A 22,487-nucleotide genomic window follows, 5' to 3' on the forward strand; every position below is an offset into this window, starting at 1 on the left:
TTAAGGTGGCTTTTTTCTTAAGAAAATATAATTCGTGTTTAAGTATTTGGCCAATGAACCAGGAGCGAATAACGTTCGTTTTTTATATAAGGGGTACAGTCAGGAAAATGCGGATTTACAACGTTAAGCCTGGGTTAGTGAAAGAGCGACTGCTCTTATTGAACAATCGCACCAGTTAGTGAAAATAATTATATTTTCACCGTACAAATTTTATAGATGATATGACTATTAACTTCAGTTGTTCCTGGCAGACACCCGTTTGTTAATCGTCCAACGAGGAATATGTTCTTTCGTTCATTTATTTTACCTCAAAGTTCTAGGGGCTTACTCTCCCACCATACCGTCATTATCATTATCGCGCATATAGGGGTATAACCAATGATCACTCGTTATTGGCATACTGAAACCAGCTGCTTTTGCTTCTTTGATTGTCACCTGTCCATTACCGTTAGTGTCAACGCTAGAAATATCACCGTTTGTGTTTGAATTCGTTGAATCGGAAGGCTCACTGTCTGTTAAACCGAGTGATTCATTTACTTCATCAGGATTCACATTGTCAAATGTATCAACGATTTCGTTACCCATTAAAGTATAGGTATACTGATAACTTGAAGGAATCTGTGTTTCCGTATTTGGGTATGTGATAATTGCTTCAAAATTAGTGGCTCCACCTGCGCTACGGATCGCGTCTTCCATATAAGCTTGATCACCATGTCGGTTAAGTGTGCTTTCTTGAGGTGTAATATTATATGCATTTGATACCCCACCTAAAGAGTCTGCAATAACATGCCCTTCATCTAAAACGTCACTTTCGACACCAGGAACCTTTGCCTCATCAGAATAGTATCTGCCAGACGATAATACAGGTTCGCTACTGTCATCTTGTAGAATGATTTCGTCAGCAATAACACGTACTAGTTGCCCGTATTCATTAGTAAATGCCCAATATTCACGATCCCCATAACCAATGTCAACGACGACGTTAGGTTCACGATATCCAGACAAATCTCCACCATCAACTTCAATAAGTTTGTGTTCTGAAAACAGTTCATTATTTGGTTGGGTTGCCGTTTCCTCCGCAACTGGAACACTCGGTGTTTCCTCTACTACTGGTTCATCAACAACCGTAGTGACAGTTTCTTCTTTTTCATTATTTTTATTTGTTTCAACTGTGGTTACTTCTTGTGAATCTGTTTCTACATCTGTATTGGATGTATCTTCTACGTTGGTACAACCAACCATAAAGATGATCGTTAAAAGTAAGATTAAATAGTTCATTTTCTTTTTCATTTTAGGACTCTCCTATAATAGTTTCATATTGTTCATTCTTAAAACGACGACTTTAACTTATCTTATTCTATAACCTTACCATAAAAGACTAATATCCTATTGAATTATCCCGCGCGTTATTTTAAGTGTACCACTTCACAATCTCAATAGAGTAAAGGATATTGATACAAAGATTCATTCCAGTAAAAATAACTTTCACAGCTTCTCACAAGACTTGTATCAAAAGTCTTAACGTTGTAAATCCGCATTTTCCTGACTGTACCCCTATAAGAGTTATCCGTGACACGGGATCTGCAACTGGGTTTATTTTTGATTAGAATCGAACATTTAAATACATAACACAAACATGCTTTGGGCTTGCCACTATAGGGTCTACTATCAATTTGTAAAGCAGCAAAAAACGCTACATTAACAATTTGATGTATCTCGCTGTGATCTAAAACAGTCGATAACGACAAACTGTAGTTTATGGCCAACAACGAAAGGTCGTGTTGTTATCCATAAATCAACATTTTGTACGTTCCTGACTTGTTTCTTAACGCTCCCACGACAACGAATAATCAAACCATAAAAAGAACAAAAGAATTAAGCGGTGAGCAGGCATACAGCCTGCTTTTTTGTTTTGCGGATTTTTCCTTTTTGCTTCCGAACCGTACAACATCAATAACTTGTAAGCCTCTAGCAGGTAGGACACCCGAACCTTTCCTGCTAGAAGCAAACAAGTTGGACAAAACCATCAATAACCTTTCACGACATATCCTCATTATCGCTAAAGCATTCCGGTATTTCATGACTTATTGACGGTTTTGTCATTGAGTTGTGAGTTTCTCCATGCAAAAAGGAAAAAATCCTTCCCTTTTCGGGAACAGACTTCGTTTCTCCAGCAAACGAAAAAATAAAATTCAAAGGAGCGAAAAAACATTGAGTAAAAAAATCTATGAAATGATTACAAATCAAATAATTAAAAAGCTAGAAAGAGGAACTATACCTTGGAAAATGCCTTGGGTCAATGGAATAGCAAGAAACTGGAAAACACAAAAAGCCTACAGAGGGATTAATACTATGCTTTTAGATGGCGGTGAATATGCAACATTTAAGCAAATAAAAGAAGCAGGGGGAACAATTAAAAAAGGTGAAAAGTCACAAATCGTAGTATTTTGGAAAATGCTTAAAGTGGAGGATAAAGAAACAGATAAAAAAAAGAAAATTCCTATGTTGCGTTATTACCGAGTGTTTAAAGTTGGAAAGCAAACAGAAGGGATTGAACCAAAACAGGGAAACGAAACCTTTGAACATGACCCAATCACAGAAGCAGAAAAAGTCAAAGAAAATTATTTTAACGCCCCCTTATTCAGCTTTGAAAGTGGGGGTGCATGGTACAAACCCTTTTCAGACCACATAAACGTACCACCTAAAGAGGACTTTCCAAACGTTAATGAATACTACAGCACACTTTTCCACGAAATGGTACACAGTACGGGACATAAGGACAGATTAAACAGAAAGGAAATAACGGATTTAAAAACACACCGTAGTAGAAGTTATAGCAAAGAGGAACTAGTCGCAGAGCTTGGAGCTTCCATGTTATGTGGAGTAACTGGAATAGATAACGAAACGATAGACAATTCAGCTAGTTATATAGATTCATGGCTTCAAGCCTTAAAAAACGATAAAACATTAATTGTAAGTGCTTCACAGAAGGCACAAAAAGCAAGTGACCATATTCTTGGCAACGAATTTGAATAAAAATACCCCCCTGCTATGCAGGGGGAAACAAAAAATTGGGAGGGTATCGAGTATGACTATAGTTATATCAGATTTTTATAAAGATGACATAAAAGCACTAGCAAAAGCAAACCTAAAAGATGAGCTAGAATATCATATTTTCGTTCATGGCTGTAAGCCTACAAAGGTTTTTATCTTGCACCAAATAGAAGCGATAAGCGACAAATACAAGCCTACCAAAAACACCATGATTTTATCTATATAAACCCGATTGAGTTGAGCTGCACTCTTAAATAGATCGTTAAGAGTGAAAGCTCAACTCAATCAAATCAAAATACAGAAAGGATTGATTAAAATGAAATTAGTACCAGTTTTAGTGAGTAACGGATATTTCGCTTTAAAAGAAAATGAGGATATTTTAATTGAACGACTTGCACCAAGCCCAATAAAAGAACGTAAAATCATTATAGGTGTAACAGATTATCGGTTATTAGAAGAACAAAAGACCGTTGAGATTAATCAATTTGAAGAACTGGAACTATTACCACCGTTTGACAAGCAAGAACTAGAAATATATATCATCTTTGAACTAGGAATGAACATAAAAGAATTGAAAGAAGATACCGCATGCAATTAGATTTATTTTCTGAAACAGCGTTCATGAGTGATGAAGAAAAAACGAAACACGATGCAAAGCTGTATACCGTTCAAAGTATTTATCAATCATCAGGACAACGATGAATAATAAAAAAATATTTGGATTCAAATGAGATAGAAAAAGCTTATAAAGAGTTTGATAAGGCTTTTCGCACCTATGGTTTTGGTGTTGGCGAATACAGTTTTCATGCAGTCGCAGGAAAAGGGGAAATTACAGTAGATAGAAGCTTTTCCTTCCCTGTTACCAGTAAAGAATTATTTCAGATGTTATTAAAAGTTTTATAGATTACTAGTTTACCAGTAACCTATAAAACGATATACTATAGATAGGTTAAAAACATCGAGCGAACGTATATCAAGAGGGGTTATTGCCCCTCTAATAAAAAGTAGGTGAATTATAGTGAAAACATGCGCTTATTGCGGAACAGAAATAGAACAATTATATTGTTCTTTTTGTGAAATGGAACTTACTGAACGCTATATTTTACAAGATGGAAAACGCTTATCAAATGCAATAGATTTTTTCCCTGATTTACAAGGTATTTTTAAAAATACCTCTGATTTGCTTAAGTTAGAAACGATTGAATTACTTTGTTTATTACGTCATGCAAGGAATTACCGTACAGACATTTATAGATTGCGGATTCTAGGACACAAGGCAGAAGAACAAGGCGGTGATGTGGAAGAAATCCAAATGAAATCCTATAACGATTATGAAGAAGCCACTCGCAAAATGTGGGTACTTGAAAACATTATTAAGGATCGTATAGGGTATTATCCTCAAAAAGTTACCGAGCAGTTTCTAAGCATGTATCTAGATCGAATTGAAAAATCCCAAAAGAAAAAAATGACAATAAAAAAGGCGGTTGTTAAAAATGGCAGTTAATATATTGAACATTGAAATTCCTAAAACTAAAAATGATTGGGGAATTGTACAGATTAATAATTTTTCTAACACGTATTATCGCTTTGAAATGATAAACGGAAAGCCAAAATTAGATACAACATTCTTTGCAGATCAGTTGGAAAACCCAGAAGAAAAACATAGAAATATTTCACCTGAAAGCGAACTTTATAAAGATATTCAACAGCTTTTAAATAACTATTTAAAGGAGAATGAAAATGAATAATGAAAATTGTACAGTATGTGGTGAATACCTAATTGCTGGTAGTATTATTGATGAAAAAATAATCTGTCATGAATGCCTAACAGAAGAACAGCAAGGATTAATGAATAGCTTAAATAAAAGTGATGTAAGTCATGTAGATGGATATTTTTCACTCACAGAAGAACAGAGGAACTTATTTTTAACCGTATATAAAAAACATCTATCTGGAATGGGAACAGTAATGAGACAAAATTTTATGCCACAGCAAATTAAAGAAGTTAAATACGATGATACCGAAAAGACTGTAAATGTGTATTTTGAGAGCGACTGGTTCCACTATGCTTCAGACAATACATGGTACTAGGAGGTAGCATCATGACAGACCAAAAACAACTAAAAAACAAACAAATAAAAGTTTCTCCAGCAGTTCATTATGATATTAAAGTGACAGCTGCAAAAGAAGGCAGGGAAATGCGTGAACTAATGGAGGAAGCATGGGAATTTTATAAAGAGAATCGAAAGTGAGTTAGATTACACTGTGAAGCCCTCTTATGGGCTTTACTTGTGGGTATGAACCTCATTGAGTGCTTTCATTGTAATTAACCATATGTGCCCCTCTTTTCACAAGACCCCTATAATCACCATTTTTGCTCTCATTTTACTGTAGGTCTATAATAGGAACAAAGGTTCTTTTTCGAGGTGATTAGGAAATGAATGATGAAAGGGAAAAGATTCTCCACAATTATATTTCGCTTCCCTTAGCCATAAAAGTATTAAAACATGACAGAAAACAATTTTTAGATTTTAAAATGAGTAACGTGTACCTGGGGAAGTTAGATTCGTCTATTACGCAGTTGCAGAAAGATATGAATGAGGCAAAAAAGCTAATGTACACGAAATACCATGTTGATGTTAAGCAAATTGGAAGTGTTTCGTATAAATGGGAAAGTCAATATGATTCGGGTACAATGGTTTATACACCAGATCAGTTAAAAGCTATGACTGCGGACATTGTTAGACAATATTTATATGGAGACAAAGCAAAGGATTTTCGGGCTAAAGAAGGTTGGTAACTCTGTAGAATATAAAAAACTACCACAAGTTTAAAGAGTACTTGCGGTAGTTTCGGGTTTGTTAAATAGATTTTAACTGTTTTTTTAGTTTGTCTATTATTTTATTTTGTTCATCTATTTCTTTTGATATTTCTTTTTGTTTTTTCTTATCGTCTGTATCATCATATTCCTTTTGCAGTTGGGCTTTTTTATTTTCTGCATCATAAATCTTGTTTTGAATATCTAACGCTGCATCCATGCGTTTTTGCATATCTTCGCTAGGAGCCTTTACCGTTTCGTAATACTTTTCCGCCTTATTGATGTCACCAAGACGGAAGTAAGCTGTTAAAACAGCGTTAGCTTGGGCAGAAGTTAACTCCATTTTTTCTTGTAGTGATACAATCTCGCCCCAGTTCTCTTGTAATAACGCAAGATAAAATGATGCTTCTGCATTCGGTTTTTTAAGACTTTGAATTAAGTCCTGTAATTCCTTTAATTTTTCCCCTTCATACAACTGACGTGCTACCAATCCAGCCATTTCCGGGTCATTTTCGATTGCCTTTTCAAATTTACCAACTTGAACATATAAATAATTTACTACCTTTTGATCAGCCTTATCTAATTCTTCATACCCAATTTCTTCTAATCTACTTACTGTGCTTTCTTGACTATCAAAGAACGAATCACGGTAAATAGTTAATACATTTTCCGTTGCTTCTACTCCTTGTTCATTTGCTTCGGCCATTGTCTTTTTTGTTTTTTCGGTTGCACTTGATAAAAAGGCACTTAAGAATACAGCACTTATTAAAATACCTGCTAGTGCAATATACAACCCCTTACTACCCTTAGCGTTTTTCTTTACAGGGCTACTTTCTGGTTGCTCTGTTTTTATTGGTACTAATTTTCTTTTTTTCGCTGCACCATCTTTTGATTTTTTTGCTTTCATTTTCTGACGAAAAGAAGTTAATTTCCCTTGGCTTTTTCTTGTTTCTTCTTCCTCCCGTTTACGACTCTCAATTCGATAGATTTCGGTATTAACCGTTTCCTCTATCTCTTGTATTGTTTTTGACCGAAGGTATATCTTTTCGGCAAATTGAATAACATCCTCATTTTGTTCTAGAAAATCAGCACGTCTAGGCTTCCCTAGTACGTTATTCATTGATGTAAGGGATAATATAATAAAGTCTTTTAGGGATTGTACAGTATCTTTTTTATTGTGAAGATCAAAGACATTATGTTCAATAACCATACATTTCATTATGTTATCCACTGGGTCAACTACAAAGTTTTCTTTTTGCCACAGTACATTAACATCCTCACGCTTTGCAATTTCAATTAATGAACGGTAAGAATAAACCTTTTCTTCTAAAAAAAGACTCCGTAAGTAATCAAACGTCTTTAAATCTTTCAAACTATATTCAAAAATTATTTGACCATTTCTATTATCAATAGATTGTGCTGTGATAAAGTGAGGGTCATCATCTATAAAGTCCATTTCATTCGAATAAGATTCTTCAATTTCTTGAATGTCTTCTGTTTTATATTCATCATAAGGTTGATAAAAACGAAAAACATTTCCATTCACTTCAATGGTTCCATTTTTATTTGCAACAGTACGAAACATGTTATTTCCCCCTATCTTATTTATTGTAATGGTGGTAATTGATTAAGCTCTTCTAGAACATCTTCTTTATCATCTGTAAAGTCATTGACATAAATATTTGATTTAAGTGGTACTAGTTGTCCAATAATTAACTTCCCATCTTCTGTTTTATAGAAAGTAAATTCATACGTGAAAGTGTCTCGGTTAAATATTTTTGTTTTTTCTTCATTAACTTCAAATACTAGTTCATGTACGTCATATTTTTTGTGGTACTCGATAGTTGGATCATGGTAATGTAAGTTTTCATAAGATAAAAAAACACGATTTTCATCAATTATTTTCCTTGTGTCATTCCCTTCCCACTTAAACATATCAACATTAATGTCTGTATTTAACTTTCCATCCTTCATAATATGATCACCATATTTTTTTACTAGAGGGTCAAGAATAACTTTCTTAGCTAGTCCTTGCATATCTTCTGCTATTTTTTCAGACCTTTTGGATGCTTCCGAGCCAACATACTTTTCACGATATTCATTTCTTGTTTTATCCAGTTTTTTATTTGCTTTTTGAACAAATTCTTTTTCTAATTGTTGGGTATATGCAATAATATCTTTTGCTAGATTAATATCTTCCTCTGTGAAGGTTGGTTGGTTACTTAATTCTTTTTCATTCTGATCTTCCTCTTTTTTATCTTTCGAGCAAGCTGTTAGAAACAATATTGCAACCAAAAATAGAATAACTATTTTTTTCATAATCATACTCCCTTTCCTGTTTTTATTTACTTGCATAGCGTACAATTGTTTTAGCTCCACTTGATACAGCCTTACCTGCACCAGATGAAGAACCAAATTGATTTAGGAGTCCTGGAACGGTCAATGCTAAAATGAAGAAAGCAATTCCGTACAACATAGAACCTGGTTCAAGTGAAACCAATTTATTAAACCCTAGTGCAAAACAAAGTGTTTGAAGGGTTAATGTAATAAAATTACTTACCACTAATTTTAACCACGTATTGAAAAAATTAAAGGTGTCATTCAACATTGTCGGAATGGCGATTACTCCTGTAATGAATAACAACGAAAACAAAGCAAAACGATATAAATAAGCAATGGCAAAGACAATTAAAATAACAGCCAAAAACAACACTAAGATAATGCCATACCACATTCCATTAACTACTAACGATATAACTATTTCCTTCGGATTTAATGTTGTATCAATTATTTCTTCGTTCATATACATTAAAAGTTGCATTATCCATTTATAAAGCTCCGTGTAAATTCCTAGCAAAATGCCGATTGCTAGAACTTTCCATAACTTCTCTTGAAGCACATTCATACCATCATCAGACTGCCCGATGTACATAATTGTTACCTTCATAGCGTGATACAACAAAAATAACGATGCCATCGTCCAAGCAAGGGTTTTAAAACCTTCCATGTACCACAAATTATTTGCATCTCCTGTTATATCCAAGGTTGTAAACCTTTCAAAAATAGAATTAATTTGTTCTGTTCCTGCCTTCACCAACCCCACCATATTGGTGAAAATAAAATTACCAGATACATGACACGAAACGTCATACCATGAACAATCTATGGAATTAGAACCATAGTCATATTCATCTAATCCTATTCTCTCCATATAGTCTTCTAAATGTTCAACACCATCTTCTCCCCTTGCATCTTCATATTTGTTTATTACATCTTCAGAGAATCCAGCAAAAACGGTCTGGCTTGTTAAGAGAATACTCACCGCAACAAGTGAAAAAAACAATACTACAACTTTCTTAATCAAAACGAGCACCCCCTTAGTTGCGAAAGCAAAAAGATAAGCAACAGAAGTAACAGTGCCATGTACTTCCATAATCGAATAACAGCATCCTTTTTTATTTCAACTTTTTCTGATTCATTTAATTGCTGCCCAAATCGTAACTCGTATTCTCGATTGCTTTCCTCTATATCCTTCTTTGCCAACCAGTCAATAAAACCCAGCATTTTATTTCTAATCTTTTCTGTGATTAGTAAAAACTTTTCAGCAAATGTTTTCATGCAAGCCCTCTCCTTCTATTAATTTTGAAGCTCCTTAAAAAACTTTTGTGTTTTTTCGAAAGGGCGCAAATCATGACGATCAACCTTTAATTCTCCATCTTCTTTCATGAATGTAATCTTTGACATTAAAATATATACTGTATAATCAGAAGGATCAACTTCAACATCTATTCCACCAAGTGAAGCCTTATAAGTAGCATATACAAGATACTTTCCATCTTTTTGCTTTCGCACAGATATATTGTAAATATCCATTTCTTCAAGTGAAGCCCGTTGTTCACTAACTCCATGGTCTAAACCTTTTACTTCTTTTTTATATCGTTCCGTTAAAAGGTGTTCCGCCCCACCTTCCATAATGGCACTTAAGAATTCTTCCGTTTTCGTATACACCTGTTGTTCAATAGAGGCCGTTTTTTTTAGTCCCTCAATCTCCTTCGTTAGTTCTTCATTTTGCAATTTCAAATCATCATATTCTGTATAGAAGTTGATAAAAATCACACTGCCAATCGCTAATAAAAACAAAAGAACAACAGAGAGTAAATTTAATTGACGTTTCATTTAAAACCATCCTTACTAAAGTTAATTCAGGAAAATTAATTTTCCTCTTTGCTTAAGGGTAAATACTGTCTAGGATTAATTCGTGTACCAAACATTCCACCTAATTGAATTTCAAAGTGTAAATGTGTTCCCGTTGATTTTCCTGTTGTACCGCAAACTCCTATTTGTTGTTTCGCATTCACCTTATCACCAGTCGATACAATTAATTTACTCATATGCCCATAACCGCTATATACTTGATTCGAGTGTTTAATAACAACCATGTTTCCATATCCTTCTGTGTATTGGGCAAACACTACTTTTCCTTTTCGTGCTGCAAAAATGGAATCTGGTTTCGCACAATCAAAATCCATTCCTTGGTGAAGAGCGACAGAACCATCAATTGGGTCAATGCGGTTTCCGTATTCAGATGTAACGTTATATGGTTTTTTAACTGGTATAACAAAACCTTTTTCACTCTGACTTACCTTGCAATGCATCGTTAGACCGCCCATTTGGTTAACAAATTTTGTGATGGTTGGAATCCAATGTGCATTTAAATTGGTAGGATCGTTTTCTACACCAATAGGCGCATATTTTTGCCCTATATCTTTAATTGTAAATAATCCTTCTGCATAGTAATTTTCGTAAAGATTACCTGCCATCATATCTAACCCAGCTTTTAATGTATCAAAATGATAAAAATCATCTGTTTTTGAATTATATAATCCACCTGGATTATTGTATTTTTTAACTAATGTAGAATTACCCCACCCAGTTTCATGAATTGCAATTGCTGCAAACAAAATCGGGTCTAATTTATTATCTTTTGCAACCTCAATAAACACATCAGCTTTTTGATCAAACACTCCTGCACCATCGAACATTTCTGTGAATTGTTTCATATTGATTTCTTCATCTTTTTGGCATGTAACAAACGTCCCTGAATCGTCATTTAATATATCCTTGTTCGCATCAGGATTATTTTTATCAAACCCTTCACCCTTGGGGAAAAAGAGAAATATTCCAGCTAATATCAAAATTAAAGCGGTTGCCAAAATCGCAAGCCCCGTTGGTGATGTCACTAATTTTGTCAAAATTGGAATGAGTAATCCTTTAATTGCGCCTTTTATTGCTTTCATATAAACACCCTTATGCAAAATCATTTATGGATTTTTTATTAATCCACATATGTTTGACTAGATCATTCATTTCCACTTTCAATTTAATTTTTTTTGAACCGGTATAGAAAATACCTTTTCCAGCCTGTTCTTCACTTGACCCATCTTTGATGATCAGAACATTTTTTTCTTCTTTAGAAAAATAGTTTCCTAGATTATCTTCTAAATAGGTTAATTCTTCTTCACTCATTGGCAAATACAAACGTTGAATGGATTGCGTAATAACAGCTTCACCATAATTTCTGTATTCGTCTTTCGCTGAAAGAAAGTCCTTGATGGATTGTGATGCTGTTACAATTCCTGTATTGAACGAACGCAGCACTTTCATCATGTAATGTACATAACTCATTGCTAATGGTACTTTCGGGTCTGCAACGATGTGAGCTTCATCAATAAATATGTTAGTATCTTGTTCTCGGTTTTCCATAACTTGATTCGTTGTATGAGATAAAATGTTATAAAACAAAATACGTTGTACCTTGTCTTGATTTTGTAATGCTTGTAAATCGTAAACAACAAGGTCACTATCAATGTTTACATTCGTATGACCATTCAATAAGTCACTATACATTCCGAACGCATAGGCTTCTAAAGTAATATGAAAATCTTTAATTCGTTCAAAAATATCAGGATTAGCTTTTTTATCTGCATCAATTAAATTATAGAAATCCGTTAAAATCGGAAAATCTTCTGATTTAAGTGTCGTTGTATCAGTTGTTTCTGTGATTCCATTGTTTTCATATAATTGTTGAATATATCGAGATAAAATATCTTCTTGCAATTCATTCATGGATGGATATATCAAACGAAACATTGTTAATAGGTGACTGACTTTTGTTAAAAGAACATTACCCATTTCCGCCTCTTCCATTTCGAATTCTGATATAGAGGGAAGATCAAATGGGTTAACCCGATTCCCTCCCTTTAATTGGAATTTTACCCAAGTACCGCCTAAATCTTGATAAATACGTCCAAAATCCCCTTTTGGATCAATCGTAATGATTCGTCTACCTAACATGTATTTGTTTAACATATTAATTAGTAAATGTGTCGATTTTCCAGAACCTGAAATACCAATAACAAATTCATGTCGATTCATTAATTTTGTATCATCAACAATCACGACATTTCCAGTTGTAATGTTTTGGCCTTTAATATCTCCCTTTTCATCAAACATTTCGTTTTCATGAAACGGAAAAAAGTACCCTACAGCTTCCGAGTTCATCATTTTATATGTTAATTCTTCTACATAGTTTTTATTGAGTGGTAAGAAAGAATTAAAAGCATCCATGGCACGATCAGTTGGGTTGTGTACTACTCCTATTGAAGAAAATCGTGATTTGAGACGTAGCGTTAATTGATCAAGCTCTTTTAAATCTTTGGCTACCACATGAATTAACGTATGAAAGAGGAATATTTTATCGTTTGAATATGTTAAATTTTTTAACATGACTTTTGCAGAGTCTATTTGACCGTCTGCGTCCATTTCAGTTTGTTCATTAGCAAATCGATTATTTTTTTTCATTTTATTTTGTTTGATTGACTTAACAAGGTGTTCTTTCACTTTACCAATGGAGTATTCTTTTATATACTGAACAATAGAAATGTTCTCCGACATTTCAGATATTTGTTGGATTTTCTTTTGTTCTTGGACAGGGTCAAAATTGACCACAAGTAACGTTCTTGTGTAATTTGACCCTGTCCTTACATATGTCTCTTCCTCTTTTAAATTATCTGGTGATATAGCTGTTAAAAGGTTCTCATTTTTTTCAATCGAATCTTCAGCTTTTTCTTCTGGTTCATTACTTTTAAAGAGCGTTGATAATAAACTCATTTTTTAGCACCTCTTTATCTGAATGTTGATGCAGCTTCATCTCTCGCTTGCCTTTCTAATTCTTCATATGTGTTGTTTCCAACAATAATTGGTGAATTATCCTTTGCTTTATTCACAATTCCTTCTCCTTGCGACTGTGCATTTTCAAAATCAATACAGGTATAAATCAAACGAATTAAATCATCATTTTTTAATATTCTTGCTGTTAATCGTTCGTATCCATCCAACATATTTTCAAGTTTAAACTGGATGTTATTAGCCTTTAACTCAATAGTGTCGTATGCGTTTGCTTTGTCCTTGACGGAAATACTGATATATCGCTTCCTTGTTACCATTGACTTGTTTTTTTGAATATCATCTGTCTGTTTTAAGTATGATTCTTTTAACTTCCTTAATTCTGGTTTATCTTCCCGTCCAACATCTGATATCCAAGCAGAATAGGAAGCTAGATTGATAGGTTGAGCAACTTGTTCTATTTGAATTTGATTTTCTTCTACCTCATTGATAAAATTTTGATAAGACGTTAGTACATTTTCCCGATCTGTATCATTCATTAAAGATAAATTAACACTGGATACTTCAATAACTTTCACAAGTCTATTATCCTTTGTTTCGATACAACCGTTTGCAATGTTACTAACCGGTAGCTTTGCTCTTACATCACCAGCCCCCTCTTTCGTTATACCCATGTTCATATCTCCTTTTGAGTAATAAAATCTCTTCATTCGTCTGTTATAGTTCATTTTCCATAGCAATTTAAATTGTAATAATGATACATTTTTTCGTTCAGGATGTTTGGTTAATTGAAGTACCGCAGCCAATAAAACAGGCGTGCATGCTGAAATTATAATTACTTGATTAACAGAGCCTGCTATCGTGTAATATATCCAAACGATAGCAGCTCCCAAAAGCAATGCTGGAACTAAAATTAATAAGTCAATAAAAGCTACTCCACCAATTAAGTATTTTTTGGTATCAATATTCATTGGTATTTCAATTTTACCCTGTGTTTTTAAGTTTTCTTTTCGTTCTAAGAATGTCTCTTGTGCCAAATTAAGCACGTCCTTTTTCTATAAATTCACCTTAACGTATTCGATAATCGGATCTGCAAGCAAAAATACTATAACGCCAATAACACACGTGATAATTCCTTTTTTGAACTTAGGTGCAGAGTGTTCATCTCCTGCAAATACCCCGACAGCACATATTAAAATGCCAATCGTGAAAATCGTTAAAAAGGTTGTTTGCATATCCGTAAATAATGCTTCTAAAAGACCACTGATTCTATTAAACATATAAGTCCCTCCTTCTTTATTCACTTCATTACTTTACCATTTTTTACCGTATTTTGATGTAAATAACAGATAAATGTCTACAATGCTCCTTTCTATTGGCTTTCCATTTCTAATTTAACCTTAACAGAAACATATTATATTGTAAATAAAAACCAGTAACTTATTTACTGGCTTTTTTATAAGTTTAAATCTAAACAAATTTGAGTTGCAATTAAATTTAAATAAGTGCGATAATTAATACTCATTTCATTAATTTTAATATCTATTTTCTTTTTCAACTCATTACTAAAGTTTAACCTCAGTAATGCTTCTTCCTTTATTTCATATTCCCTTACTACTAAATCCTTTTCTAATATATACTGTGCAAACAAACTGTTTATGGTAAATGAATTTTCATTACAATACTTTACTATTTTCTTTTTCACTTCTGAATCAATAGCTGGCTTAATATACTCTCTACTTTTTTCATGTATTCTATTTATACTTTCATGTTTATTATCAGTTAAGAAACTGTAATTTTTATAGTAATAATCACAAATTAAAAGTCCTAGAAATACACGGATAGAGTACCCTCGTCGATTGAATTCCTTTATTTTTTTATGCAATCCTTCGCTAACTGTAATTACTAACGGTATTTTTAATCCAGTAATTGTTTCACTCAATTGATCTAAGTATTCTCGTTTTATATTTTCGTCTAAAATGTCTGTAAGAGCAAGTGATATAACATTTCTTTTACTGGTTCCCATAATATCGGCACGCTTTTTAACTAAATTGTCTACTTCGTCATTTAAAATGATCCCGACTTTGTACATAAATTCACCTCACTTATTAAAACAGTTTTCTTCTACCATTTTTTTTGTTACAATAAATTTAATCAAAGACCTAATCAGAAACACGAACTAAACTTATCATACTTATTATGGATTCTCAATCATCTATATATTCAACAAGTGTTACGAAATCCCTGGTATTCGAAGTTATTTAATGATAAGAAATATTTTAGCAAAAGTTGTCAAATTATATTTATTTCTGGTAAAATTTAAGAAGTTTACAAAAATAAAGCTAAAAAAAACAAAAAAAATTCCCTGCCCCCTCGCCAAAGGAAATCAGAGAACTTTTCATGTAATTATTCTAATAGAATTATAACAATTCTATACATGAAAGTAAAGATATAAAACCTCTGTTTTTCCTTGTCAGTTTTTTAACTTGTGCAGGAACAAAAAATGGAGGTTTTTATTATGGAAAACACTAAAGGAAATGTAAAAAAGTATGTTAAAAGAAAAGGTTACGAATCTCTGAACCGTGACATGTTACAAGATGAAAATAATTTGAGTCTTGAAGCAATAGGGCTTCTTTCTAATCTTACCTCGTATCCTGATACTTGGGAATTGTACAAGACAGAACTTTATAAACGATTTAAAAAAACTGGTCGCCGTAAAGTCGAGAAGGCATGGGATAATCTTGTTGAAGAAAAATATATCGTTCAATTGCGCCGCCGAAATGGTAAAAAATATGATTATATCTATTATTACAGTCAGGAACGTTTTTCAGATGAAGAAATAAATCAAATCACTAAAGATGAAGGCGCAGAAATTTGGGATGGTACCTTAAATGGTAAAAAGAATAATGATACAAAGGGGAACCAGGAAAACCCCCATTCTGATAACGATTCTTCAAATGTACATCCTGTACAGTCCAAAAAAAGTGATCCTTCGACTGTACATCCTGAACAGTCCAAAATGGACAGTCCAAAACGTACAGCTAATAGATCTACTATGTATGAGGTTCACTATAAAGATAAAGAAGATATTAAAGAAGATACATATAAAGACACGGAAAATCACGATTTATCCACTAGTAATAATAATCAAACTCTAGCAAATAAAAGCGATAAAGAAAAAGAAGAAATATACAAACAAACATTAAAAAGTAAAATACCTGACAATATATTTAAAACCTTATCCGTTTTAAGTCAAGATTACGATGAAATGTATAAATGGTACGGTATTCTATTACGTGCTAAAGATTCAGTACAAAAAGAACGAAACACACTTATTTATCTTGATGAAGAACACATAGATATGACAATCGATCAGGCGCTACAAAAAGGTATCAGAGTCATAAAAAAACAAAAAAAGGATTCTCCAGATAACTATTTATACGTTACGATGAGAAATACTTTTGCCGATTTATTTGAAAGTAATCTATTGGTGTAATCTATTAATAATCTTAATCGTCAAATACAGAGCTTTTAAGACGCAAAATAGATTGATAGAGTATCAATCTATTCATACAACAAAATAAATCTACAGAGGCGCTTAAATAGCTTTGAATGAAACGTATATAAGTATTAATAAAAGTAGACTTCAAAAAATGGAATTAACCGAAGGTACAACAAAAAAGACTGTTTTAGCAACAGCCGAAAGAATGATAAATGAATTAAAAGAATAGCAGTCTTGAAGCCTGTTATTTTTTCTTAAGAAATAGTTTCTTAAAGAACCCCGGTTTAGATTCATCTTGTGTAGCTGCAATTTGTTTTTTGGTTTCTAATGTTTGGTTGATTGCGTTCATTAATTGTTCATCACGTTCTTTTAAGCGATTATCCAGATGTTCCTGTTGTAGATCAAGACGATTAAGTAGTTCTTTATTTAAATCTATTACTTGTTGTATTTGTTCTTCCTGGTTAGCTTGAAATTCTTTAAATGTATCGTAACTGATATAGCGCTCATTTGGTGCTATATCAGTTGTGTCATTGGGTGATACATCCATCTCCTTAACCCATGACATTACAGCGTTTGCTGACCGTACAAGTGTCATATCAGGGGATGATTTAATCTCTATTAGTTTTCGTAATGCTATAACATCTTTATCAAAATAACCACGATGACCTTTGTTGTTTTTATGGTATTTGTAACCTGCGTTCTCTAGTACACTTGCATATTTCCTAAGAGTAGATAACTTTAAATTGAGAAGTGTTGCAACATCACTAGCATTATAAATATTTTCGCTGTTTGTATCACTTGACATATCGTTACCCCCTAAAAAATTTATTGTAAATGATTGTATCACTACCTGACACAAATATAAATAAAATATTGCTATATCAATATTTTGTAAGTGATATAGTGCCATACATACTTTTTTATCAATTAAAAAAAGATACTCACTTTTGCTATTTTTTATAGCGTGAGTATCTCTTAGATTTTTTCTATTATCTATTTCCCCATATCAAGTGTATCACCTGATATATCTTCGTAATCATCATCTTCATTATATGTTGTAGTATTAATGTTTTCTCTTTTCTGTTGCGATACATCATGTGATAGGTTTCTTGATTGCTCTATATTACCTGTTTCTAGCTGCTCCTTTAATAAGCGAAGTGCAATACGAATATATTTCGATTGTTGTCTGGGGGGAAGTTTATTTAAAAACTTATGTATATCCGCATCTTCTTCTCTATCATATGAAAAAAGTTTTCGTTCTGTTGTACTCATGCAATCATCCTTTCGTTGCTAGAGCCTGTGCAAATTTAAAAAAGCCATCAACATTTGCAAATTGACTGTTCTCTACAATTTCTAAACTTTCTTCACCAAAAGCTTTTTTATATTGCTGGCCAACAATTTGTGATCCTCCACCAGTAATAATAAATTTATCAATATGATCTCTATTTGTTAAGGTACGGTCAATATTGGAAATCATATGTTCCACAAACTCTTGGGTTGATTCATCACTTTCTGTTTTAAAAGGAATTTTCTTTCGTGCAGAAAATGTAATTGTATAATTGTCACGTATACCATCTTCTATCATAGTTTCATCAAGACTTTTCGCATCGTGTTTTTCTTGTACCTTATTAGTAATATTAGTATACACATCATTCATGCCTTGATAGTACGTTTTTGAATCATTTTGAATCCGTTTCATGTTTTTATAAGTATCAAGTATAGTCGTACCAGCTCCAAAATCTAGTACAGAGATAGTAGTTCTTTTTAAATCTTTATGAATCTTCCCATTATCATTCATATAAAGATTTAATAAAGTACCTAAAGGTTGTTCTAATATACGTATTTCTTTTACATTAACAACCATTTCTTTCCCATTACGAGTAATAACATGATTTCCTAAAAAGAAGTCTCTTAGCTTTTGTTCTGCTGCACTTTTTATTTCCTTAGATGGAAGACCGGTTACAACTGTTACGTCTAAGTGAGCCTCATCAAAGTCACTTGCTAATTCAGCCAGGATAAATTCTGCTAAAAGTTTAAAGCGTTTTTGTTCATATCTTTCTTCGTGTGTATATGTGTGTATGAGTTTGTCAGGTTCAACAGCATCTTTAATACCATTACCCCAGACATATGAATTGTCTTGATCAAGGGTTGATTTATAAACTTGATAATCTGTCTTTTCTTCCAGTTCATTTACTGTACTTTCCCCTAAGTCTTTTTCTTTAGCAAAACAGCTTGGTGCAATCATTGTTCTTTTTTCATTTTTTGCCTTTACAAAACCATTCCCAACGTCAAATGCGAAAACCTTCATTTTCCCAACACTCCTTTATATATTGTAGTATATTTTAATAACTTAAATTCATCATACTATATTACAGTATATACTACAAGTAAAAATTAACAAGGAGTTACACTACAGTATATATTACAATATATGTAATAGCCATAAAACACTTAATGATATATTACAGTATATAATGTAGATTAAAAAAGAAACCTTTTAAAAACAGGTTTCTACATAGTTAATTCTAGTGAATTTTCTTTTGATTTTTCTTTCGTTTTTACGTTTTGTTTTTCTTTTATATCCTTCTCATTTTTTGCTTTTTGACTGTTTAACTTTTTCTCAATATCTTGAAATTTACCTAATTCTTTACCATACCGTTTAGGGTTTTTCTGGATAACATATATGGCTTTATTTAGCTGCTTAGATTTCATGTTTTCAATCTTTGAATTTAACTTACCTTCAAGCTGGTTAATTCTACTAAGTTCGGATTTATTTTGTCTTGGATGTTTTTCTAAGTGAATACGTAACGTATCTAATTTATTTTTAGTTTCAACTACTTTTAATACATAACGTCTAGGATTCTTCTTTAACGTAGTAATAGCTTTATTTAAGTCTTTTTGTTTTCGTTTATCTAATGCACTATCAATTTTATTTTCTGCCTTATCTAGTTTTAGTAATTCTTGTTTATACTTTCTAGGATTTTGATTAATTTCACTTCGTAGATCATTTAGTTTACTTTTGGCTGATGACAATTCCTTGAATGATAATTCACTTAAAGAAACTTTTTGTTCCTTTTCTTTACTTCGTTCTTTTGTATCAGTTTTATTATTATCGTTCTTTTGTTCTGCTTGTTCAAGGTTTTTTTCTTTATTTAATCTGCTCTTACTTAATTTATTAGCTTTATCAAATAAACTTTCCAAAATGTCATAAAGCTCCTGGCTAACATTATCGACTGACATTATAATACTCCTTTCTATTTTTTTAACTTAGATGGTGTATTTGCTTTAATGTATTCAGAAAAAATTTTAAAGAGACTTTCCCTTTCCTCAATAGATAATTTTTCTATTTCGAAATACTTTTCTGCCAATGCGCCAGTTTGAATTAACCGATTGGCTCTTTTTTTTCGTTCTCTTTCGCTGGCTAGACGTTGTATATTTTTTTTTCGTTCTTGCAATTGTTGAATACGTTTTTCAGCATCCGATATAGGCAGTTTTTTATCCATTGTTATCAGGAGAATATTTATTATTCTCGTTATTTCCTTGATGGGTTTCTTTGAAATAATCTTGTGCCTGATCTTTTAAATTATCGATAAGTAGCTTTGATTGTTGAATATCCTCTACATCCCATGTATTCATTAAATATTCTCCGATTTCTCTCTGTGCTTTTTCAATATATCGTTGTTGTTTTTCTTGCATTTCTTTTATTTTTTTCTCAAGATTTTGGGCTTGTGATATTGGGTCTCGTTTTGACATATTTTATTCTCCTTTCTTTTTAAGTATTTAGTAAATTATACAATTCAATGAACAATTTGTCTACCATGATCTTCCAATTCATGATATAATAATCACTAAGGAATTATCTTAGTGCCCAGTTATACCCCTTACAGGGGAAAACGTGGGACTCGCACATTGCTCGATAAAATATCTAACGATATTACTTGTTTGCTGTCGCAAATTACCCGCAGGGGCTGAAATGGAAAAGAGGTGAAAGAGTATATGAGTCATTTTAGATTTAGTACACAAATTATTAGTAAATCAAATCGTTCTGCCGTTGCTTGTTCAGCTTATCGTTCTGGCTCAGCTTTATATTCTGAACGTGATGGTTTAACAAAGAATTTTAAAGAACGGGAAGTTCAACCAGATTCATATATTCTTTCACCAAAAAATGCTCCTGAATGGACTAAGGATAGACAGTCTTTATGGAATGAAGTTGAAAAAAAAGAAAAACAACATAACTCACAATTAGCTCGTGAAATAGTTATTTCTTTACCGACCCAACTTTCAAATGAAGAACAAACAGATTTAACTTTAGATTTTTGTAAAGAAAACTTTTCGGATGAAGGAATGGTTGCTGATATTAATATTCACCGAGACAAAAAACATAATCCACATGCGCATATTATGTTGACTATCCGTCCATTTAATGATGATGGTACATGGGGTAATAAACGAAAAAAAGAAAATGGGAAATCTATTCATTTAACCGACTGGAATAAGAAAGAGACGATGATTAAATGGAGAAAAGATTTAGCAGATAGAATCAATTATAAATTTAAAGAAAAAGGAATAGAAGATTATGTTTCTCATGAGAGTTATGCGAAACAGGGTCTTGAAAAAATACCAAAGATTAGATTGTCTAGAGACTCATATCAATATGAAAATCGAATGAAAGATAAAGCGAGACAAAAAGGTCAAGAGTATCAACCGGTTACACATTATGGGAAATTAAACAAAGAGATAATACAAATAAATAAAGAGCTTTCTAAAGAACAAGAAAAAGTTGTTTCATTAGAATCACATAAACAAGAAAAAGAAACTGATCATTCATTGGCATCTATTCGAAAGAATGTATCTTTAACAGACATGCAAAAATCAGCTTTAACTATGGTTGCTAAACGTTCTAAATCATATGTGGATTATAAAGTGGCAAGTAATATCTATAAAGATATATCGGAGGGTAATTGGAGCAAGAAATTAGATAAACAAAAGACAAAAATTCTTGCAGAAAAAAATACATTAAATAAAGCAAAAAATGCATTTAACAATGAAAAGAAACAGGTCATCCGTTATGGTTTTATGCCTTCTAAATTTCAGCAGCAATTTAACGATAAAATAACTGCTATTAAAGGTTTAGAAAATGAATACGAAAAAGAGTTCAAGAAATTCCAAATGGCTGAAAAAAAGGCGGAACTTGCTCTTGAATTGCAAAAACGATTTACGGAACAAGAGTTTACTCATCTATATGGTGAAAGCAAATCCTATAAAGCAGATGAAATGTACGCGGCAGTGGAACATTTTAAAGACACAGGTACACTGATACCGAAACATGAAATTAAACATCTTGAAATGGATCAGTCATTAACTGTTCCATTAATAAAACAAACACGAAACGCAGAGAAAAGTATCTTTATTCTTGATCGTGCCATCAAGAAACAATCGAGAGAAAGAGTGGAAGCACTAAAGAAGAAGAACTTTGATAAGGCATATATTGCAAGCAATAAAATGGAAGAATACCAGTTACAAAAGAAACAGCTTTCCCACGAATTAGAAGGAAACAAAGAATTTTTACGAAAAGATTTAAGTCAACATTATAATCAGGAGGATGTACAACATGTTTCCAGTACAGAAGCATTAGTGCAGCTAAACCAATTGAAAGCAGAAGGAAAGTCTACTTCTGATCTTGATAAAGACCTAAAACAATTGGCAATAAACCACAAACAACGACAAGAAGAACACAGTAACAAACAAGATAAAACACCTAATCATAAGGTGGAAAAAGCATATATGAATCATATATCTGATGGATTATTCCAAGCGCTTGAAGATATGCAACAAGCAAAGAAAGAAAAAGCGCAGAAGATGGAACCAAGTTATAAGAAAAAACGACGTAAGCATAGAGAAAAAGGAAATCATTTAGAACTCTAATAG

Annotated in this window: 29 protein-coding genes; 12 read left to right on the plus strand and 17 right to left on the minus strand. The window is 32.5% G+C overall.

The window, feature by feature from the left end; all coding sequences use genetic code 11:
* Window positions 1–324: 324 nt before the first annotated feature.
* Window positions 325–1,290: a DNA/RNA non-specific endonuclease gene (locus LG329_RS19515; protein ID WP_404456967.1), complete on the minus strand. Its 966-nt coding sequence runs from the start codon at window positions 1,288–1,290 to the stop codon at window positions 325–327.
* A 921-nt stretch (window positions 1,291–2,211) separates the two neighbouring features.
* Between LG329_RS19515 and LG329_RS19520 the strand changes: the two genes are divergently transcribed.
* From LG329_RS19520 to LG329_RS19560, 9 genes are all read left to right on the plus strand, one after another.
* A complete protein-coding gene (locus LG329_RS19520; RefSeq protein WP_404456970.1) occupies window positions 2,212–3,036 on the plus strand; it encodes an ArdC family protein in 825 nt (274 codons plus the stop codon).
* A gap of 52 nt (window positions 3,037–3,088) precedes the next feature.
* On the plus strand, window positions 3,089–3,280 hold the full coding sequence (locus tag LG329_RS19525; protein WP_404456972.1) for a hypothetical protein: 192 nt from the start codon (window positions 3,089–3,091) through the stop codon (window positions 3,278–3,280).
* A 90-nt stretch (window positions 3,281–3,370) separates the two neighbouring features.
* Window positions 3,371–3,652: a hypothetical protein gene (locus tag LG329_RS19530; protein ID WP_404456975.1), complete on the plus strand. Its 282-nt coding sequence runs from the start codon at window positions 3,371–3,373 to the stop codon at window positions 3,650–3,652.
* Between the two features lie 119 nt (window positions 3,653–3,771).
* Window positions 3,772–3,957 carry a hypothetical protein gene (locus LG329_RS19535; protein ID WP_404456977.1) on the plus strand — a complete coding sequence of 62 codons (186 nt, stop codon included), beginning with the start codon at window positions 3,772–3,774 and terminating at the stop codon, window positions 3,955–3,957.
* Between the two features lie 115 nt (window positions 3,958–4,072).
* The gene (locus LG329_RS19540) at window positions 4,073–4,558 is read left to right on the plus strand and encodes a hypothetical protein (protein WP_404456980.1); all 486 of its coding nucleotides are present in this window, start codon (window positions 4,073–4,075) and stop codon (window positions 4,556–4,558) included.
* On the plus strand, window positions 4,548–4,802 hold the full coding sequence (locus LG329_RS19545) for a hypothetical protein (protein WP_404456982.1): 255 nt from the start codon (window positions 4,548–4,550) through the stop codon (window positions 4,800–4,802). The genes LG329_RS19540 and LG329_RS19545 overlap by 11 nt, the downstream gene beginning before the upstream one ends.
* Window positions 4,789–5,145, plus strand: coding sequence for a hypothetical protein (locus LG329_RS19550; protein ID WP_404456985.1), 357 nt, complete (start codon window positions 4,789–4,791; stop codon window positions 5,143–5,145). The genes LG329_RS19545 and LG329_RS19550 overlap by 14 nt, the downstream gene beginning before the upstream one ends.
* An 11-nt stretch (window positions 5,146–5,156) precedes the next feature.
* Window positions 5,157–5,306: a hypothetical protein gene (locus LG329_RS19555; protein ID WP_404456987.1), complete on the plus strand. Its 150-nt coding sequence runs from the start codon at window positions 5,157–5,159 to the stop codon at window positions 5,304–5,306.
* 185 nt (window positions 5,307–5,491) lie between these two features.
* Complete coding sequence (locus LG329_RS19560; protein ID WP_404456990.1) at window positions 5,492–5,854, plus strand: hypothetical protein; 363 nt, start codon at window positions 5,492–5,494, stop codon at window positions 5,852–5,854.
* 61 nt (window positions 5,855–5,915) lie between these two features.
* On the opposite strand, the gene LG329_RS19565 is transcribed toward LG329_RS19560, so the two are convergent.
* The 10 genes from LG329_RS19565 to LG329_RS19610 all read right to left on the minus strand — a co-directional run bounded on the left by LG329_RS19565 (window position 5,916) and on the right by LG329_RS19610 (window position 15,149).
* Window positions 5,916–7,457, minus strand: coding sequence for a hypothetical protein (locus tag LG329_RS19565; protein WP_404456993.1), 1,542 nt, complete (start codon window positions 7,455–7,457; stop codon window positions 5,916–5,918).
* Window positions 7,458–7,477: 20 nt separating this feature from the next.
* On the minus strand, window positions 7,478–8,191 hold the full coding sequence (locus LG329_RS19570; RefSeq protein ID WP_404456996.1) for a lipoprotein: 714 nt from the start codon (window positions 8,189–8,191) through the stop codon (window positions 7,478–7,480).
* A 22-nt stretch (window positions 8,192–8,213) separates the two neighbouring features.
* Window positions 8,214–9,236 (minus strand): conjugal transfer protein TrbL family protein, encoded by a 1,023-nt coding sequence (locus LG329_RS19575; protein WP_404456998.1) that lies wholly within the window; start codon window positions 9,234–9,236, stop codon window positions 8,214–8,216.
* On the minus strand, window positions 9,233–9,490 hold the full coding sequence (locus LG329_RS19580; protein WP_404457000.1) for a hypothetical protein: 258 nt from the start codon (window positions 9,488–9,490) through the stop codon (window positions 9,233–9,235). The genes LG329_RS19575 and LG329_RS19580 overlap by 4 nt, the downstream gene beginning before the upstream one ends.
* An 18-nt stretch (window positions 9,491–9,508) precedes the next feature.
* The gene (locus LG329_RS19585) at window positions 9,509–10,048 is read right to left on the minus strand and encodes a hypothetical protein (RefSeq protein WP_404457003.1); all 540 of its coding nucleotides are present in this window, start codon (window positions 10,046–10,048) and stop codon (window positions 9,509–9,511) included.
* A 35-nt stretch (window positions 10,049–10,083) separates the two neighbouring features.
* Window positions 10,084–11,169, minus strand: a complete 1,086-nt coding sequence (locus tag LG329_RS19590; RefSeq protein WP_404457006.1) for a peptidoglycan DD-metalloendopeptidase family protein — start codon at window positions 11,167–11,169, stop codon at window positions 10,084–10,086.
* 10 nt (window positions 11,170–11,179) lie between these two features.
* Window positions 11,180–13,042, minus strand: a complete 1,863-nt coding sequence (locus LG329_RS19595; RefSeq protein WP_404457009.1) for a VirB4 family type IV secretion system protein — start codon at window positions 13,040–13,042, stop codon at window positions 11,180–11,182.
* A 14-nt stretch (window positions 13,043–13,056) separates the two neighbouring features.
* On the minus strand, window positions 13,057–14,094 hold the full coding sequence (locus tag LG329_RS19600) for a TrsD (RefSeq protein WP_404456817.1): 1,038 nt from the start codon (window positions 14,092–14,094) through the stop codon (window positions 13,057–13,059).
* Between the two features lie 18 nt (window positions 14,095–14,112).
* Window positions 14,113–14,337, minus strand: coding sequence for a hypothetical protein (locus tag LG329_RS19605; RefSeq protein ID WP_404456819.1), 225 nt, complete (start codon window positions 14,335–14,337; stop codon window positions 14,113–14,115).
* A 176-nt stretch (window positions 14,338–14,513) separates the two neighbouring features.
* Complete coding sequence (locus tag LG329_RS19610) at window positions 14,514–15,149, minus strand: hypothetical protein (protein WP_404456822.1); 636 nt, start codon at window positions 15,147–15,149, stop codon at window positions 14,514–14,516.
* A 426-nt stretch (window positions 15,150–15,575) separates the two neighbouring features.
* On the opposite strand from LG329_RS19610, the gene LG329_RS19615 reads away from it, so the two are divergent.
* Entirely contained in the window at window positions 15,576–16,553 is a 978-nt protein-coding gene (locus LG329_RS19615; protein WP_404456825.1) for a hypothetical protein, read from the plus strand.
* 112 nt (window positions 16,554–16,665) lie between these two features.
* Window positions 16,666–16,788: a hypothetical protein gene (locus tag LG329_RS19620; RefSeq protein ID WP_404456827.1), complete on the plus strand. Its 123-nt coding sequence runs from the start codon at window positions 16,666–16,668 to the stop codon at window positions 16,786–16,788.
* Between the two features lie 15 nt (window positions 16,789–16,803).
* Here LG329_RS19620 and LG329_RS19625 read toward each other — a convergent pair whose 3' ends face one another.
* The 6 genes from LG329_RS19625 to LG329_RS19650 form a co-directional block, all read right to left on the minus strand.
* A complete protein-coding gene (locus tag LG329_RS19625) occupies window positions 16,804–17,364 on the minus strand; it encodes a DUF3967 domain-containing protein (RefSeq protein ID WP_404456830.1) in 561 nt (186 codons plus the stop codon).
* Between the two features lie 188 nt (window positions 17,365–17,552).
* The gene (locus tag LG329_RS19630; RefSeq protein WP_404456833.1) at window positions 17,553–17,831 is read right to left on the minus strand and encodes a hypothetical protein; all 279 of its coding nucleotides are present in this window, start codon (window positions 17,829–17,831) and stop codon (window positions 17,553–17,555) included.
* Between the two features lie 4 nt (window positions 17,832–17,835).
* Window positions 17,836–18,867: a hypothetical protein gene (locus tag LG329_RS19635; protein ID WP_404456836.1), complete on the minus strand. Its 1,032-nt coding sequence runs from the start codon at window positions 18,865–18,867 to the stop codon at window positions 17,836–17,838.
* 203 nt (window positions 18,868–19,070) lie between these two features.
* Window positions 19,071–19,799 carry a hypothetical protein gene (locus tag LG329_RS19640; protein ID WP_404456839.1) on the minus strand — a complete coding sequence of 243 codons (729 nt, stop codon included), beginning with the start codon at window positions 19,797–19,799 and terminating at the stop codon, window positions 19,071–19,073.
* Window positions 19,800–19,813: 14 nt separating this feature from the next.
* Entirely contained in the window at window positions 19,814–20,062 is a 249-nt protein-coding gene (locus LG329_RS19645) for a hypothetical protein (RefSeq protein WP_404456842.1), read from the minus strand.
* Window positions 20,055–20,312 (minus strand): hypothetical protein, encoded by a 258-nt coding sequence (locus tag LG329_RS19650; RefSeq protein WP_404456844.1) that lies wholly within the window; start codon window positions 20,310–20,312, stop codon window positions 20,055–20,057. The genes LG329_RS19645 and LG329_RS19650 overlap by 8 nt, the downstream gene beginning before the upstream one ends.
* 243 nt (window positions 20,313–20,555) lie before the next feature.
* Between LG329_RS19650 and mobQ the strand changes: the two genes are divergently transcribed.
* Window positions 20,556–22,484 (plus strand): MobQ family relaxase, encoded by a 1,929-nt coding sequence (gene mobQ / locus LG329_RS19655; RefSeq protein WP_404456847.1) that lies wholly within the window; start codon window positions 20,556–20,558, stop codon window positions 22,482–22,484.
* Window positions 22,485–22,487: the final 3 nt, after the last annotated feature.

The organism is Virgibacillus necropolis (assembly GCF_044793635.1).
In the GTDB taxonomy this organism is placed as follows: domain Bacteria; phylum Bacillota; class Bacilli; order Bacillales; family Amphibacillaceae; genus Virgibacillus_F; species Virgibacillus_F necropolis_A.